The sequence below is a fragment of the Pseudozobellia thermophila genome, assembly GCF_900141855.1.
Lineage (GTDB): Bacteria > Bacteroidota > Bacteroidia > Flavobacteriales > Flavobacteriaceae > Pseudozobellia > Pseudozobellia thermophila.
Window position 1 is genome coordinate 113,993 of record NZ_FQYU01000006.1, and the last position, 15,667, is coordinate 129,659.

Annotated in this window: 13 protein-coding genes; all 13 read left to right on the forward strand. The window is 48.2% G+C overall.

Translation table 11 applies throughout. The annotated features are described in order from the left end of the window. The first annotated feature begins 4 nt into the window (after window positions 1–4). Window positions 5–7,201 carry a T9SS outer membrane translocon Sov/SprA gene (gene sov / locus BUB37_RS14965; protein ID WP_072994636.1) on the forward strand — a complete coding sequence of 2,399 codons (7,197 nt, stop codon included), beginning with the start codon at window positions 5–7 and terminating at the stop codon, window positions 7,199–7,201. Window positions 7,202–7,290: 89 nt separating this feature from the next. Then, window positions 7,291–7,671, forward strand: a complete 381-nt coding sequence (gene gcvH, locus BUB37_RS14970) for a glycine cleavage system protein GcvH (protein WP_072994749.1) — start codon at window positions 7,291–7,293, stop codon at window positions 7,669–7,671. 16 nt (window positions 7,672–7,687) lie between these two features. Further along, window positions 7,688–8,065, forward strand: coding sequence for a VanZ family protein (locus BUB37_RS14975; protein WP_072994637.1), 378 nt, complete (start codon window positions 7,688–7,690; stop codon window positions 8,063–8,065). A gap of 54 nt (window positions 8,066–8,119) precedes the next feature. Then, window positions 8,120–8,824, forward strand: a complete 705-nt coding sequence (locus BUB37_RS14980) for an energy transducer TonB (RefSeq protein WP_072994638.1) — start codon at window positions 8,120–8,122, stop codon at window positions 8,822–8,824. A 183-nt stretch (window positions 8,825–9,007) separates the two neighbouring features. Beyond that, window positions 9,008–9,907, forward strand: coding sequence for a heme o synthase (cyoE, locus tag BUB37_RS14985; RefSeq protein ID WP_072994639.1), 900 nt, complete (start codon window positions 9,008–9,010; stop codon window positions 9,905–9,907). A gap of 4 nt (window positions 9,908–9,911) precedes the next feature. Continuing rightward, on the forward strand, window positions 9,912–10,493 hold the full coding sequence (locus BUB37_RS14990) for a cytochrome c oxidase subunit 3 (RefSeq protein WP_072994640.1): 582 nt from the start codon (window positions 9,912–9,914) through the stop codon (window positions 10,491–10,493). Window positions 10,494–10,589: 96 nt separating this feature from the next. After that, entirely contained in the window at window positions 10,590–11,579 is a 990-nt protein-coding gene (locus tag BUB37_RS14995; RefSeq protein ID WP_072994641.1) for a cytochrome c oxidase subunit 3, read from the forward strand. Window positions 11,580–11,611: 32 nt separating this feature from the next. Continuing rightward, a complete protein-coding gene (locus tag BUB37_RS15000) occupies window positions 11,612–11,995 on the forward strand; it encodes a cytochrome C oxidase subunit IV family protein (RefSeq protein ID WP_072994642.1) in 384 nt (127 codons plus the stop codon). A 109-nt stretch (window positions 11,996–12,104) separates the two neighbouring features. Next, window positions 12,105–12,731 carry a hypothetical protein gene (locus BUB37_RS15005; protein WP_072994643.1) on the forward strand — a complete coding sequence of 209 codons (627 nt, stop codon included), beginning with the start codon at window positions 12,105–12,107 and terminating at the stop codon, window positions 12,729–12,731. 47 nt (window positions 12,732–12,778) lie between these two features. Beyond that, window positions 12,779–13,507: an SCO family protein gene (locus tag BUB37_RS15010; RefSeq protein WP_072994644.1), complete on the forward strand. Its 729-nt coding sequence runs from the start codon at window positions 12,779–12,781 to the stop codon at window positions 13,505–13,507. Then, window positions 13,507–14,040 carry a DUF420 domain-containing protein gene (locus BUB37_RS15015; protein ID WP_072994645.1) on the forward strand — a complete coding sequence of 178 codons (534 nt, stop codon included), beginning with the start codon at window positions 13,507–13,509 and terminating at the stop codon, window positions 14,038–14,040. The genes BUB37_RS15010 and BUB37_RS15015 overlap by 1 nt, the downstream gene beginning before the upstream one ends. 14 nt (window positions 14,041–14,054) lie before the next feature. After that, window positions 14,055–14,282, forward strand: a complete 228-nt coding sequence (locus BUB37_RS15020) for a hypothetical protein (protein ID WP_072994646.1) — start codon at window positions 14,055–14,057, stop codon at window positions 14,280–14,282. A gap of 106 nt (window positions 14,283–14,388) precedes the next feature. Then, entirely contained in the window at window positions 14,389–15,633 is a 1,245-nt protein-coding gene (locus BUB37_RS15025; RefSeq protein ID WP_072994647.1) for an ABC transporter permease, read from the forward strand. The last annotated feature ends 34 nt before the right edge of the window (window positions 15,634–15,667 follow it).

Genomic DNA, 15,667 nt, shown 5'->3' on the forward strand with positions numbered 1-15,667 from the left:
AAGTTTGAAAACAGGGGCAGAACTAATTCTTAAATTGTCATTTAAGCGTATTCTCCTATTCTCGGTTTTCTTTGTTTCGATGGGTGTTTTATCGGCCCAGGAAACGGAGGACGAGGGGGCGGAAGAGCGGCAGGTAGACTCGGTCAAAACCGGATTCTCGCTGGGTAGGCTACGTATGGAGAATCCTGAGAGCATTGTTTCAAAATACATTTACGACCCCAAACTGAAAATGTACATCTACTCCGAAAAGGTAGGTGATTTCGATATTGGCTATCCCATAATCCTGACCCCCGAACAGTATTACAAACTTGTCGAACAAGAGGGTATCAAAGACTATTTCAAGGAAAAGTCGGACGCCTTCTCCGGTAAAAAGGAGGGAAGCGAAGAGGCGCGCAAGAACCTGCTGCCCAATTTTTACGTCAACAACAACTTCTTTCAATCCGTTTTCGGCGGAAATACCATAGAGGTCATCCCACAGGGATCCGTAGCTATGGATCTGGGCGTAATCTGGCAAAAGAACGACAACCCTTCCCTGTCTCCTAGAAACCGTACGAACACGTCCTTTGATTTTGACCAGCGGATCAGTTTGAGCATGTTGGGCAAAATAGGCGAACGCTTACAGGTAACGGCCAATTACGACACCGAGGCCACTTTCGATTTTCAGAATATCGTCAAGTTGGACTATACGCCCACCGAAGACGATATCATTCAATCTATTGAGGTGGGTAATGTGTCAATGCCCTTGAACAGTTCCCTGATCCAAGGTTCGCAAAGCCTTTTCGGGGTCAAGACGCAGCTTCAATTTGGCAAAACAAGGGTAACGGCGGTTTTTTCCCAACAACAATCGCAAAGCAATACCGTGGTGGCCCAAGGTGGGGGTACGGTCAACGAATTTTCGGTCACGGCCCTCGATTACGATGAAGACCGCCACTTCTTCCTGGCTCAATACTTTAGGGATCATTACGATGAGGCCCTGGCCAATTACCCCTTTATCAAAAGCCAGGTGCAAATAACCCGCTTGGAAGTGTGGGTAACCAATAGCAGCCAGCAGACCTTGAACGTGAGAAATATTGTAGGAATCCAAGATTTGGGCGAATTCGACCCCTTGACCAGCGACCCCGACAATAAAAAAACAAGGATTTACAACAATGCCCCGGCCGGTTTTTTCAATATGAACACGGGCGGGCAGCCCAATGCCCTGCCCCGAAACAATGCCAACGATTATGACCCCGCATTGTTGGGCACCGCCAATGGGGCACTCAACGAAAATATCCGCGACGTGTCGACCGTCGAGCAGGGTTTCAGTATTGCGGGCTACCAGCCCAACCAAGGGTTCGACTATGCCTTTTTGGAGAACGCACGAAAATTGGTGCAGGGCAGCGATTACACGTTTAACTCACAGTTGGGCTATATTTCATTGAACCAACGGTTGAGCAATGACGAGGTACTGGCCGTGGCCTTCCAGTATACCTATAATGGCAATGTATACCAAGTAGGTGAGTTCGCCAACGGTAGTTTGGATGCGACCACCGTATCAGGCGATGTCGATAATTTGGTGATCAACAACAATACGCTCATCCTTAAGTTGCTAAAAAGCAATATTACCAATGTTTCGGACCCTATATGGGACCTGATGATGAAAAACATCTATGCCACCGGTGCCTACAGCCTTAGCCAGGATGATTTTAAGATGAACATCCTATATAGCAATCCGACACCGAGAAACTATATCACCCCGGTCGACGATGCCACTTGGCCCGACGGACTGCAAGACCGGATATTGCTGAACGTATTCAATTTCGACCGGCTTAATACCTATAACGATGTGCAGTCGGGAGGCGATGGTTTTTTCGACTTCGTCTCGGGGATAACCGTAAATACCCAAAACGGCCAAATTATATTCACCAAAGTGGAACCTTTCGGTGAATACCTCTTCGAGGAATTGGGCGGCGGCGACTACGATAACGAGAACGGCTATAACCCCAACCAGGAAAAATACGTGTTTAGGGACATGTACGAGCTGACCAAGTCGGCCGCCCTCCAAGATCCCGAAAAGAACAAGTTTTTATTGAAGGGAACCTACAAGTCGGAAGGCAGCAACGGGATATCGATCGGGGCCTTTAACGTGCCCAGGGGATCGGTAACGGTTACCGCCGGCGGGCGCCAACTGCAGGAGGGAATCGATTATACGGTAAACTATCAGGCGGGAACGGTTCAGATATTGGACCCTAGTCTCGAAGCCTCGAATACCCCCATCAATATTTCCGTGGAGAACAATGCGGTCTTCGGTCAGCAGACTCGGACATTCTCGGGTGTTAACGTCGAACATCAGTTCAATGATAATTTTGTTTTGGGGGCCACCCTTTTGAATTTGAACGAAAGGCCCCTCACCCAAAAGTCGAATTACGGGGTAGAACCGGTAAACAATACCATTTTCGGGATCAATGGCAACTTCTCTACCGAGGTTCCGTTCTTGACGCGACTGGTGAATAAGCTGCCCAATATCGATACCGATGTGCCCTCTAACCTATCGGTACGGGGTGAAATAGCCTGGTTGAAGGCCAATTCGTCGAAAAATGCCGATTTTGAGGGAGAAACCACCACCTATTTGGACGACTTTGAAGGGGCCCAGGCCCTGATCGATGTAAGGTCTTCCTTAGGGTGGGCCATGGCCAGTACCCCCTTGGAATTTTTGGACAACCCTACCCAAAAAGGGTTGGAAACGGGTTTTAACAGGGCCAAGTTGGCTTGGTATACCATCGATCCGGTATTCTACACCAACCAGCGGCCCTCGGGTATTACCGATAGCGATATTTCGACGAACGCCACCCGAAGAATATATGTGGACGAGGTTTTTCCGAATGTCGAGATAGCCCAAGGCCAAACACGACAGCAAACCACCCTGGATCTAGCCTACTATCCCAACCTGAAAGGCCCATACAATGCCAATGAAAATTTCGACGATGTGCCGGCCGATGAGAAATGGGGCGGTATTATGCGCTCGTTGAGCAGTACGAACTTTGAACAGTCGAACGTTGAGTTTGTCCAGTTTTGGGTGATGGATCCCTATGTCGACGGCACGGCCACGAGTTCGGGTGAGCTCGTCATCAACCTGGGCAATATCTCCGAAGACATCCTGGCCGATGGCCTGAAGCAATATGAAAACGGACTTCCCGTGGACGGGGAAGGGTCGACCAAGCCCGAGAACCCGGTTTGGGGGCCGGTACCGGCCACACAGGCACTGGTATACGCCTTTGATGTCGACGAAGGGGCCAGGGCACAGCAAGATCTGGGCTTCGATGGTCTTGACGATTCCGGGGAGGCCGAAATCTATGGCGACCAAAACGGCGACGACCCGGCATTGGACAATTACGAATATTTCCTACAGCGCGATGGCGACATTCTTAACCGGTACTTGAACTACAATAACCCCCAAGGAAATTCACCCGTTCAGGTAACCGACGACAACAGGGGCTCGACGACCTTGCCCGATGTCGAGGATATCGACCGGGACCTTACCATGAATACGGTAAACAGCTACTACGAATACCGCATCCCCATTAAACCGAATACCACGATCAACGATTTGTACGTGACCGATATACGCGATTCGTTGGAACTTTCGGGCGCCCGTATTCCCGACGGAAGCACCGTGAGGACCCGATGGATCCAATACAAGGTGCCCTTGAGCCAATTTACCGATGCCATCGGCGGTATTGCCGATTTTCGGTCTATCAGTAGCATGCGCATGTACTTGACCGGTTTTGACAGTGAGGTGCTCTTGCGTTTTGCGACCTTGGACCTGGTTCGCGGGGATTGGCGTACGTACACCAAAACCCTCGACGACGACGATCCGAATGTAGACGACGATGCGACCATTGTGGATGTGAGCGCCGTAAATATCGAAGAGAACGAGAACCGAAGCCCCATCCCGTATGTGTTGCCACCCGGTGTGGTACGAGAGCAACTGAACAACAACAACACGATAGTACAGCAGAACGAACAGTCTTTGTCATTGGTAATAGAAGACCTCGAACCCGAGGATTCGAGAGGTGTTTTTAAAAACATCGATATCGATGTTCGGCAGTACGAGAAGCTGAAGATGTTCATGCACGCCGAAAAAATACAGGAAAGCGATACCTATGACGTAGAGCACCCCTTGGTCGGCTTTCTGCGTATCGGCACCGATTTCACGGAGAACTTCTACCAACTGGAACTGCCTTTGGAATTTACCCCTTTTAACTCCGTGTCCGAAGAGGCCATTTGGCCCGACAACAACGAGATGGAAGTGGTCTTGGCCGATCTGAACAAGGTGAAGTCGGTTTGGATCACCGGGAGCGACCTGACCGAAATACGCTACTTTGAGGTGGTCGACGGTGAGGTGGTGCCGGTTGATGAATTTGCCCCTCGAACACCGGGAACCCTAAGGATCGGGATCAAAGGTAACCCGTCTTTGGGCAGTATAAGAAGTATGATGGTAGGGGTAAAGAACGCCAGTAGTCTTCCGGCTCGGGGCGAGGTCTGGTTCAACGAGCTTCGATTGGCCGGATTGGACAACGAGGGAGGATGGGCCGCCGTTGCTGCCGTCGATGCCAACATTGCCGATTTTGCCAGCGTTTCGGCCACGGGAAGTACCAGCACCTCCGGCTTTGGGTCGATCGATCAAATGCCTACCGAGAGGTCGAGGGAAGATGCGATCTCGTACGACTTGGTGACCAATGTGAACATAGGACAGTTGCTTCCTCCCAAATGGGGTGTCCAGATTCCGTTCAACTATGGTATTTCCGAAGAATTGATCACCCCCGAATTCGACCCGGTTTACGACGATTTGAAACTGGAAGACCGAATTGCCGCGGCCGAAAGCGAACAGGCCGCCGACGACATTAGGACCCAGGCCGAGGAATATACCAAGCGCACCAGCCTGAACCTGATCGGGGTGCGAAAGGACCGTGGGGAGGAGGCAGATGCCAATTTTTACGATATCGAAAACTTTACCTTCAACTATTCGTACAACGAAACCAACCACCGCGATTTTGAAATTGCCGCCCTCGAGGACAAGAACGTAACCACGGGTTTTGTGTACAACCACAATTTCGATCCCCTTGAGGTGGCCCCCTTTGCCAAGAACGATTCGCTTTTTACCGGCCAGTACCTGCAATGGTTAAAGGAATTGAACTTGAACCTGTTGCCCACCAGTGTCTCGGTCAATTCGAATTTTGATAGGCAGTTCAACCAACAGCGCTTTAGGGACGTTGTTGAGGAAGGGGTAGATAAACTTGAACTGCCGACACTGCAGCAGCGCAATTATACGTTCAATTGGCAGTACGCCATTAATTACAACCTGACCAAGTCGTTGCGCCTGAACATGTCGGGAAGCAACAACCGCATCGTACGCAATTATTTGGAAGATCCGTCCGATCCCAATTCGGAAATCGACGAAACACTCGGGCTGTGGGACGGCTTCTGGGACCTCGGAGAACCCAATCGGCACTCCCAGCAGCTGGAGCTTAACTACGAACTGCCCTTCAACAAGATTCCCGTGCTCGATTTTATCAATGCCCAGTATAGCTATACCAGTAACTTCGACTGGCAGCGGGGCGGCGATGCCCTGAACCTGGCCATTGCCGAGGAGCAAAACTCCGACGAGATATCGTCGGTAAATACGATACAGAACGCCAGCACCCACAACCTGACCGCCAACCTGAACATGCAGCGCTTCTATGATATGATAGGGCTTAAAAAGCGCGATGGAAAATCGAAGGCCAGTGCCGCACCCGTTCGCAAGGACAAGGCGGGCAACCCCGTCAAGGGAAGCAGAAAATCGGAAGGCAAGACCAGTGGTCTTTTCAATACGGCCGTCGATGTACTGACCATGGTAAAACGCCTTAATGTAAACTACAATGAAAGTAGTGGTAAAGTGTTGCCGGGCTATACCCAATCCGTTGGTTTTATCGGCTCGTTAAGGCCTTCCTTCGGTTTTGTCTTCGGAAGCCAGGCCGATGTGCGTTTTGAGGCGGCACGTAAAGGGTGGCTTGTCGATTTTGATGGATTTAACGAACAGTATATCGACAATATAAATAGGCAGTTGAACATCACGGCCACCGCCCAACCGATCAAGGACTTGACCATAGACCTTTCCGCCGACCGCCAGTATTCGAACAGCTATCAAGAAAATTACGACATAGACCTATGGTCGCGCAACGAAATACCCTTGGGTAACCAATACGGTAACTTCAGCATTTCGACGGTAATGATCGGTACGGTCTTCAACAAAAGCGACGAGTTCGATTCAAAGACCTTTGAGCAGTTCAAGCAGAACCGCTTGGTCATCGCGAACAGGCTTGAGGCCGACAGGGGGTTCAAATCAAAAGGCGAGGTCGACGAGGAGAGCTTTCCCGAACTTTACGGAAAAACCCAGCAAGAGGTCCTCTTACCCGCTTTCTTTGCAGCTTATACGGGGCAAGATCCCGAACGGGTGAATTTGGATGCCTTCCGACAGATTCCCATCCCCAACTGGAGTTTGAAATATACCGGGTTGATGCGCAACAAGTGGTTCAAGAAGAAGTTTCAGCGGTTCTCCGTCAGCCACGGGTATCGTGCGGCCTATAGTATAAACTCCTTCCAGACCAACCTCGAAAAAGTTCAACTTGAAAATGAAGGGCTTTCAACGGTCGATTCGGAAACAGGCGATATTATGCCCGACCTTATTCTGAACAACGTGGTCTTGAACGACGAGTTCAACCCTTTGGTGCGGCTCGATTTTGAGATGAAAAACTCGGTAAGCGTATTGGCCGAAATGCGCAAAAGCCGTATTCTGGCCCTGAGCTTCGACAACAACCTAATGACAGAGACCAATGGTAGCGAGTATACCTTGGGCTTGGGCTACCGCTTTAAGGATGTCAAGTTCGTTACCAATATCGGGGGCAATAAAACACGCCTGAAAGGAGACCTTAACCTTAAGGCCGACCTAACGTTGCGCGATAACATTACCATAATAAGGAACCTCGATATCGACAACAACCAGATTACCTCGGGCCAGAACCTGCTGTCGATCAAGTTTACGGCCGATTACGCCCTCACCAAAAACCTGAACGCCCTGTTCTTCTACGACCATTCGTTCTCGAAGTTTGCCGTTTCAACCGCCTATCCACAGACGACGATAAACACCGGCTTTACCATAAGGTATAACTTTGGAAACTAAGCCGGGCTTGGCCCCTGCACCTACTAGGTCATATTTTTTTGAAAACCATAGGGGAATCCTTTACATTTGCTGCAATTAAAACGAAAATTATGAATATTCCATCAGAATTAAAGTATACCAAAGACCATGAATGGGTAAGGTTGGACGGGGATGTAGCCACGGTGGGCATTACCGATTTTGCACAGGGAGAGTTGGGCGATATCGTATATGTGGAAGTGGAAACGCTCGATGAAACCTTGGGGAAGGAAGAGGTTTTTGGTACGGTCGAGGCCGTAAAGACCGTGTCGGATCTGTTCCTGCCCCTGAGCGGTGAGATTATCGAGTTCAACGAAGCTTTGGAGGACGCCCCCGAAAATGTAAATACGGACCCTTACGGTACAGGTTGGATGATCAAGGTCAAAATCAGTGATGCTTCCGAGGTCGATGGCCTAATGTCGGCCGACGAGTATAAAGAGCTCATCGGTGCTTAAAAAAAGAAAGTTCACTATGGCATTTGTAAGCTGGATGGTATTTGTCACCTTTTCCAGCTTATCTTCTTTTAAAGGGGACGATACCCCGAAATTCGATATCCCGCATTTGGATAAGGCGGTGCACTTTACCTTCTACTTTGTGGCGGCCGTTTTGGCCGTCTTCTTTATCAGGGAGCAAAGCCGTGGAAAGTTTCCCTTTGGCAAGGCCCTCCGGATTTCGGTGCTGGGAGCCATAGGGTTTGGTATAGTTATTGAGGTATTACAGATGACCTTAACATCTGATAGACAGGGCGATGTGCTTGATGCCGTCGCCAATAGTTTGGGAGCACTGGGCGGAATGGCGGCCCTGAAATTCCTGTTTTCCAAAGTAGAGCGGTTAAAATGGGAAATTTAATTGCTTTTTAAAGGAATATTTAATTAAATTAGCAAACATTAAAATCGAACAATTATGGAACCGAAAAAGAATCCGAAAGCGGATATAGGTCGTAACAGTGGCCTCTATTTTGTTATTGGGCTGGCCTTGACCATGGCTTTGGTCTATGGTGCATTAGAGTGGAAAACGTATGATGAGGTAAACGATTACGATATTTCCATGAATGTTGATGAGGAGTTGGACGAAGAAGTTCCGATGACCGAACAGATAAAGACCCCACCGCCACCACCGCCACCGGCAGCACCCGAAATCATCGAGGTAGTTGAGGATGAGGAAGAAGTGGAGGAAACCGTAATCGAGTCGACCGAGACCAGTCAAGAAGAAGAGATTATCGAGGTCGAGGACGTTGAGGTCGAGGAAGAGGTGGAAGATGTAGACGTTCCTTTTGCCGTTATTGAAGATGTGCCTGTGTTTCCCGGTTGCGAGAACGAATCCGATAAAAGGGCCTGTTTCCAGAAAATGATGCAGAAGCACATCAGCAAAAACTTCCGTTACCCCGAAATCGCCCAAGAAATGGGTATACAAGGTAGGGTGAGCGTCATGTTCACCATTCAAAAGGACGGTAGTATAGGCAATGTAAGAATGCGTGGTCCGGACAAGAACTTGGAAAAAGAGGCTGCCCGAATTATCAGCAAGCTTCCCAAAATGACTCCCGGTAAACAAAGGGGAAGACCGGTAAGGGTTCCATTCAGTATTCCTATTACCTTTAAGCTTCAATAACGACCATTCGGATTTTTCCTTGATCGGAAATCCCTTTAAGATATAGAAGTCCCGTTTGCTAATACGCGAACGGGACTTTTTTGTTTTCCGCTCCCATAGCCTTTGGGGGCTTTGTATTAAAGATGCCCAATTCGTTGCAAGAAAAGCTGTTGGGGCCTATCTTTGCAGTCCGAAAAGAGATAAATGAAAACTGCTGTTAATACGGCTACCCGTCCCACGTTAACGTTGGCCATAGCCGATTTTAAGGAAATTACCAAGGCTCGACTGGCGATCAGCGTGGTGTTCTCGTCGATAGCAGGCTATTTATTGGGGGCCCAGCAGGTAGATGTCGTATCCCTTTTGCTTTTGGCCTTCGGGGGCTATTGTATGGTCGGGGCGTCCAATGCCTACAACCAGGTGATAGAGCGCGACTTGGACGCGTTGATGAAACGCACGGCCAACAGGCCGATTCCTTCGGGTCGCATGTCGGTAAGGACGGCAATGGCCATCGCCGTGGTACTCACCCTTCTCGGTGTGGTGACCCTGTACCAGCTCAACCCGAAAACCGCCATGTTCGGGGCCATTTCCATTTTTTTGTATACAAGTGTCTATACCCCCTTAAAGACAAAGACCCCCTTGGCCGTATTCGTAGGTGCCTTTCCGGGAGCCATTCCGTTTATGTTGGGATGGGTGGCCGCGACCAATGAATTCGGTATCGAGCCGGGAACCCTGTTCATGATTCAGTTCTTTTGGCAGTTCCCGCATTTTTGGGCCTTGGGCTGGATGCTCGATGACGACTATAAAAGGGGCGGGTTTAAAATGCTTCCTACCGGGAAAAAGGACAAGGGTACCGCACTTCAAATAATTATGTACACCATTTGGATGCTGGTCATTTCGATCGTACCGGCCTTCGGTATCACCGGCCTCCTCGAACTGTCCGTGCCGGCGGCGGTCATTATTTTCCTGATGGGAATGGTGATGTTGGTGTTCGCCTTCCGGCTTTATGAAAAACGCGATAACCTTACGGCCAAAAAGCTTATGCTCGCAAGCGTTAGCTATATAACATTGATGCAGATCGTTTACGTAATAGATAAGTTTATTTAAGCAGATGGATTTAACACAGGGAACATTAAAGGAAAAGAACGACAGGGCGAAGAAAATGATGCTTTGGTTCGGTATCGTGAGTCTGGTTATGGGCTTCGCCGGATGGACGAGTGCCTACATCGTCAGTAGTTCGCGGGAAGACTGGATCAGCGAACTTCAGCTGCCGACCTCCTTCTTTGTCAGCACCGCTGTCATTATTATAAGTAGTTTCACCTATATCCTGGCCAAGAAATCGATCCGACAAGACAAGGGTAAGATGACGACCAATTGGCTTTTGGTCACTTTGGGGCTGGGCGTGGCCTTTATTCTTTTGCAGTTTAACGGTTTTTCGCAAATGGTGGCCCAAGGCTATTACTTTACGGGGCCGACCAGCAACATAAAACTGTCCTATGTGTTCTTGATCGCCATGGTGCATATCGTCCACGTTGTGGCGGGAATAATCTCGTTATTGGTGGTTTTATACAATCAATTGAAGTCGAAATACTCGTCGAAGGAGTACTTGGGCCTCTCCCTAGGCGCTACTTTTTGGCATTTTTTAGACCTCTTATGGATTTATTTATTGGGTTTTATGTATTTCGTTGGATAATAAAATGGAATTATGTCGGTTTTCATTGGCAATCGGCTTTCGTTTCAAGTGAGAAAACTATAAATTTGTGCAAATTTTAACCATACTTTAAATTAAATGGATACTACGGTAACAACAGGTACGGCGAAAGAAAGCGTATGGGGAGGCGGTAATCAACCTCTTGGTGCGAGTTATGGCAAAATGATGATGTGGTTTTTCATCGTTTCCGATGCTTTGACTTTTTCTGGCTTTTTGGCCTCTTATGGCTTCTCTAGATTTAAATTCATAGAAACTTGGCCCATAGCGGACGAGGTGTTTACCCACGTTCCGTTTTTTCATGGCAATTATCCCATGATCTATGTGGCCTTTATGACCTTTATCCTTATTATGTCTTCCGTGACCATGGTGTTGGCCGTGGATGCCGGCCATAAGATGAAGCAGAACGCCGTAATCTGGTATATGTTCCTGACCATTATCGGGGGTGCCATATTCCTTGGATCACAGGCTTGGGAATGGGCGACCTTTATCAAGGGCGACTATGGGGCTGTCGAGACCAATGGTGGACGAATTTTACAATTCGTAAATGCCGAAACGGGCGAACGCGCGGCATTGGCCGATTTCGCCAAAATATTGCCTTCCGAAAGGGCACATCACGAACGTAAGAACGGCGTTTGGTTTTACGAGGAAGGATATAAACCGAGCTTTTCGCTGGACGAGGTAAGGGAAGGCTTTTTGGCCAACCCGAACATCTTGATCAGGACGGAGGCCATTGTGCAAGAAGGTGAACGGGAAGGCCATAAGACCTTGTTGACCCGTGAACAGTCCTTGGAAAAGATCAAGGACGCCAAATTGGTGGTCGAAGGCGCCAACCTGATCAGAAACGAGTACGGTAGCCGATTGTTCGCCGATTTCTTCTTCTTTATTACCGGTTTTCACGGATTCCACGTATTCTCCGGTGTGGTCATCAATGTGATTATATTTTTCAATGTTATATTGGGTACCTATGAGCGCAGGGGCCATTACGAGATGGTAGAGAAGGTAGGGCTGTACTGGCACTTTGTAGACTTGGTCTGGGTATTCGTATTTACATTCTTCTATTTGGTATAATTGGTTAACGGTAATTGGAAAAATTGATATAAATGGCACACGCACACAAACTTGAAATATTTAGGGGGCTATTGAAATTTAAGAGCAATACCCAAAAAATCTGGGGCGTACTCATATTCTTGTCCATTGTTACGGCAATCGAGGTGGTATTGGGTATATACAAACCCCGTGTTTTGACACACTCCTATTTTCTGGGCATGAAACTGCTCAACTGGATATTTATTATCTTGACCTTGGTTAAGGCGTATTACATCGCTTGGGATTTTATGCACTTAAGGGACGAGAAAACCTCTTTGCGTAGGGCCATCGTATGGGTGCCGGTCTTTTTGGCCTCGTATCTGGTCTTTATCCTATTGTTCGAAGCCGATTACGTCTATACCGTTTATAGGGACGGCTTTATTAAATGGAATTTCTAGTACCGGGATGAACATAAATTAACAGCTTGCTAAGACGGTTTCATAACCGTCTTTTTTATTTTTGTACTCGCCGCGTTGCAACATGCCGCGGTCTCACGCAATTCTCCCTATGAAAAAGACCATAGTTCTTGTCGTCCTCTTTGTACTTCCCATAGTGGCCTATTTGTTTTTTGCTTCCGGGGTGAACAATTTTGGCAAGCTTCCCGTGCTTACCGAAGGTATTTCAGACCTGACGGCGTATAAGGAAGGGGTTTCCTTAAAGGACAAGATTACCGTTTTGGGGTTTTTGGGCTACGACCTTGACGGCAAAAAGGGAAACAGTTTCAATCTCAACGAAAAGATCTATAAACGGTTCTATGAATTCAAGGATTTTCAATTGGTAATGGTCTTGCCGGAAGGCGAGGAGCAGCGGGTGCCCGAAATCAGGAAAGAGCTGGGCAAGTACAGCGATATGTCCAAATGGAAGTTCGTCTTTATGGACGAAAGGAGTATTGCAAGCTTCTTTTCATCGCTGGGTACCAATATCGATTTGGACGAAAACCTAAGTACGCCCTATGTGTTTATAGTGGATAAGGAGATACGCTTGAGGGGAAGGCTCGATGATGAGGACGAGGGTACCAAGTACGGTTACGACACCAGTTCGGTAGCCGAATTGAACAATAAAATGGTAGATGATACCAAAATTATATTGGCCGAATACCGGATGGCACTCAAGAAGAACAGTGCCGATCGTTAGAAAGGGCAATCGGGGTAAATGGACTTTAATCGAGAAATAAGAATACCGTGAACAAAGCGAAGTACACATATGTTTGGGTCTCTTTGGTTATTTTGGTCTTTGGAATCATATTTGTTCCGAGGATCATCGAAAGGGTAAAAGGGCATTCCATTGTCGAAAATGATCGCATTAGTGTTAAGGACAACTCCGATCGCTTGGCCTATATCATGCTCGATGGTAAAAAAAGAAGGGTGCCTTCCTTTGAGTTTATCGACCAAGATAGCTTGTTGGTTACCGAGGCCGACTACAAGGGAAAGGTTTTTGTCGTCGACTTTTTCTTTACCAGTTGCCCGTCCATCTGTCCCCTTATGACCAAAAACCTGGTCGCACTTCAAAACGAGTTCAAGGACGAAAGGGATTTTGGGATCGCCTCTTTTACCATTACCCCCAAAACCGATACCCCGTCCGTCTTGAAGGCCTATGCCGAGAAAAACGGGATCTCGCATCTCGACTGGCATCTTATGACGGGCGATAGGGAAAAGATTTACGAATTGGCCAACACCGGATTCAATATTTTTGCGGCCGAAATGCCCGATGCCCCGGGGGGCTTTGAACATTCGGGACTTTTTGCCCTGGTCGACAAGAAGGGCTACCTGAGGTCAAGGGTCGATGAATTCGGTAATCCCATTGTTTACTACAGGGGGGCCATAACCGAGGAGCAAGGTCAAAACGACCACGGTGAAACGGAGCAGATTTCGGCCTTGAAGGAAGACATTAAAAAATTATTGGTTGAGTAATGGAAAGTATTGCTATAAGGGAAAAACGGTTGAACAGATTGATAACGGTCGTATCTATTGTGGTACCGATCGTAGTGGCCCTTTTGTTCGGTGTTAAGATACCCAATGTGGAGCGCCTTGGGTTCTTGCCGCCAATCTATGCCGCGATAAACGGTCTAACGGCCTTGTTGCTTTGTGGGGCCGTATGGGCCATACGCCGGGGAAAACGAAAATGGCATCAAAATTTGGTAAATGCCTGTGTAGGCCTGTCGTTGCTGTTTCTTTTGATGTATATTGCCTATCACATGACCTCGGAGTCTACCCCATTCGGGGGCGAGGGCCTGGTGAAATACGTATACTATTTTATTCTGGTCTCGCACATCGTATTGTCGATCGTTATCATTCCCTTGGTGCTCAAAACCTATACCTTTGCCTATTTGGGCAAATTTAAGGTCCACCGCAAATGGGCCACTATAACATTTCCGATTTGGCTCTATGTGGCCATCACCGGGGTTGTGGTATATTTGATGATATCGCCTTATTATCCTGTTTAGAAATACATTGCCGTATGAGACCTGTTACATTTGTTTTCCTGCTTTTTTTTGTTGTGCTGATGCCCGAGGTGGCCGATGCCCAATGCGCCATGTGCCGGGCAGTGTTGGAGAGTGGTGGCGATACCAAGGCGGCGGAGGGCATTAACAATGGGATAGTTTACCTCATGGCGGTACCTTATATACTTGTGGCCGGCCTTTTTTACTTTATCTACCGAAAAATGAGGGCCAGGGCCTCCAAGTAATTTTAACATTATTTTTAGTTGATTTGTGTAACAATAAGACTTCACAATAGTCTTATGGATGCACGGTTGCCCCCACATCGTGCTCATCAATCAATAAATCAATCATATGTTCGACATCGAAAGGTGGCAAGAAATCCTTGACACCATCCGTAAAAATAAATTGCGGACCTTTCTTACGGGACTGTCGGTTGCTTCCGGAATTTTTATTCTCGTTATTTTATTGGGGTTTGGACAGGGCTTTCGCAATGGTATAGCCCATGAGTTTGCCCAAGATGCCGCCACCAGCGTATGGGTGTGGCCGGGCACGACCACCAAGGAATACAAGGGGCTGAACCCTGGAAGGAATATAGAACTTCGCAATGCCGATTTTGAATTTTCCGGAGAGCTCCTAAAGGAAGACATCGAGCTGAAATCACCGAGGATCTTCGTGCGGAATGTTTCCGTCAATTATGGGAACGAGGCCTTGGTCTATTCGGTGCAGGGGGTGTCGTACCAATTTCAACAGATCGAAAACGAGAAAATTTCCGATGGCCGTTTTATCAGCTATCAAGATGAGGTGAACACGGCCAAGGTGGCCGTAATCGGAAACAAGATCGCAAGGGACGTTTTTCACGACCTCGATACCCCCGTTGGTGAGTTTATCGATATTTCGGGTATTCCCTTTAAGATTATTGGATCCTTCACCGAAACCGAAGACCGCGAGGAAGAACGGATTTTTATTCCCGTAACCACGGCCCAAAGGGTTTTTAATGGCGGCGACCGATTGAACAACTTGGCCTATACCCTGCCCATGGCCCAAAGTTTTGACGAAGCCGTGGCCCGTTCGGTCAAATTTAGAAGCAGGCTGTTGGCCTACCTGCAGCAAGTGCATACGGTACACCCCGACGATTCGAACGCCATTTTTATCTGGAGCGCCCTGGAGGAGGCCAAACGCTATTACAGCCTTACCGACAACATTAAGCTTTTTTTCTGGTTCGTAGGTATTTGTACCATTATTGCCGGGGTGGTCGGGGTTAGCAACATTATGCTGATCGTGGTGCGCGAGCGTACCAAGGAAATCGGTATCCGCAAGGCACTGGGGGCGAGGCCGTGGTCTATTGTGGGCATGATTTTGCACGAATCGATCTTTATAACGGCCATTTCGGGTTTCGCGGGGCTCATCCTGAGCATGGGGCTCCTGGAAATTTTGGGTCCACATATCGAAGTCGATTATATAATGAACCCCTCGGTCAACTTTTCGGTTGCCGTTTCCACCGTTTTCGTGTTGGTCTTGGCCGGTGCCGTTGCAGGATTTTTTCCTGCCTGGCGGGCCGCCAACATACATACGATAGACGCCCTGAGGGACGAATAGGATTTGTGTAGACAAGAAGATAATAGAAAGCCAT

What these genes read in the sequence shown, in the direction of transcription:
- BUB37_RS14995 (WP_072994641.1), top strand. Translation starts at nt 10,590, where the DNA reads ATGGATACTACGGTAACAACAGGTACGGCGAAAGAAAGCGTATGGGGA.
- BUB37_RS14990 (WP_072994640.1), top strand. Translation starts at nt 9,912, where the DNA reads ATGGATTTAACACAGGGAACATTAAAGGAAAAGAACGACAGGGCGAAG.
- cyoE (WP_072994639.1), top strand. Translation starts at nt 9,008, where the DNA reads ATGAAAACTGCTGTTAATACGGCTACCCGTCCCACGTTAACGTTGGCC.
- BUB37_RS15020 (WP_072994646.1), top strand. Translation starts at nt 14,055, where the DNA reads ATGAGACCTGTTACATTTGTTTTCCTGCTTTTTTTTGTTGTGCTGATG.
- BUB37_RS14975 (WP_072994637.1), top strand. Translation starts at nt 7,688, where the DNA reads ATGGCATTTGTAAGCTGGATGGTATTTGTCACCTTTTCCAGCTTATCT.
- BUB37_RS15025 (WP_072994647.1), top strand. Translation starts at nt 14,389, where the DNA reads ATGTTCGACATCGAAAGGTGGCAAGAAATCCTTGACACCATCCGTAAA.
- BUB37_RS15005 (WP_072994643.1), top strand. Translation starts at nt 12,105, where the DNA reads ATGAAAAAGACCATAGTTCTTGTCGTCCTCTTTGTACTTCCCATAGTG.
- BUB37_RS14980 (WP_072994638.1), top strand. Translation starts at nt 8,120, where the DNA reads ATGGAACCGAAAAAGAATCCGAAAGCGGATATAGGTCGTAACAGTGGC.
- BUB37_RS15000 (WP_072994642.1), top strand. Translation starts at nt 11,612, where the DNA reads ATGGCACACGCACACAAACTTGAAATATTTAGGGGGCTATTGAAATTT.
- gcvH (WP_072994749.1), top strand. Translation starts at nt 7,291, where the DNA reads ATGAATATTCCATCAGAATTAAAGTATACCAAAGACCATGAATGGGTA.
- BUB37_RS15015 (WP_072994645.1), top strand. Translation starts at nt 13,507, where the DNA reads ATGGAAAGTATTGCTATAAGGGAAAAACGGTTGAACAGATTGATAACG.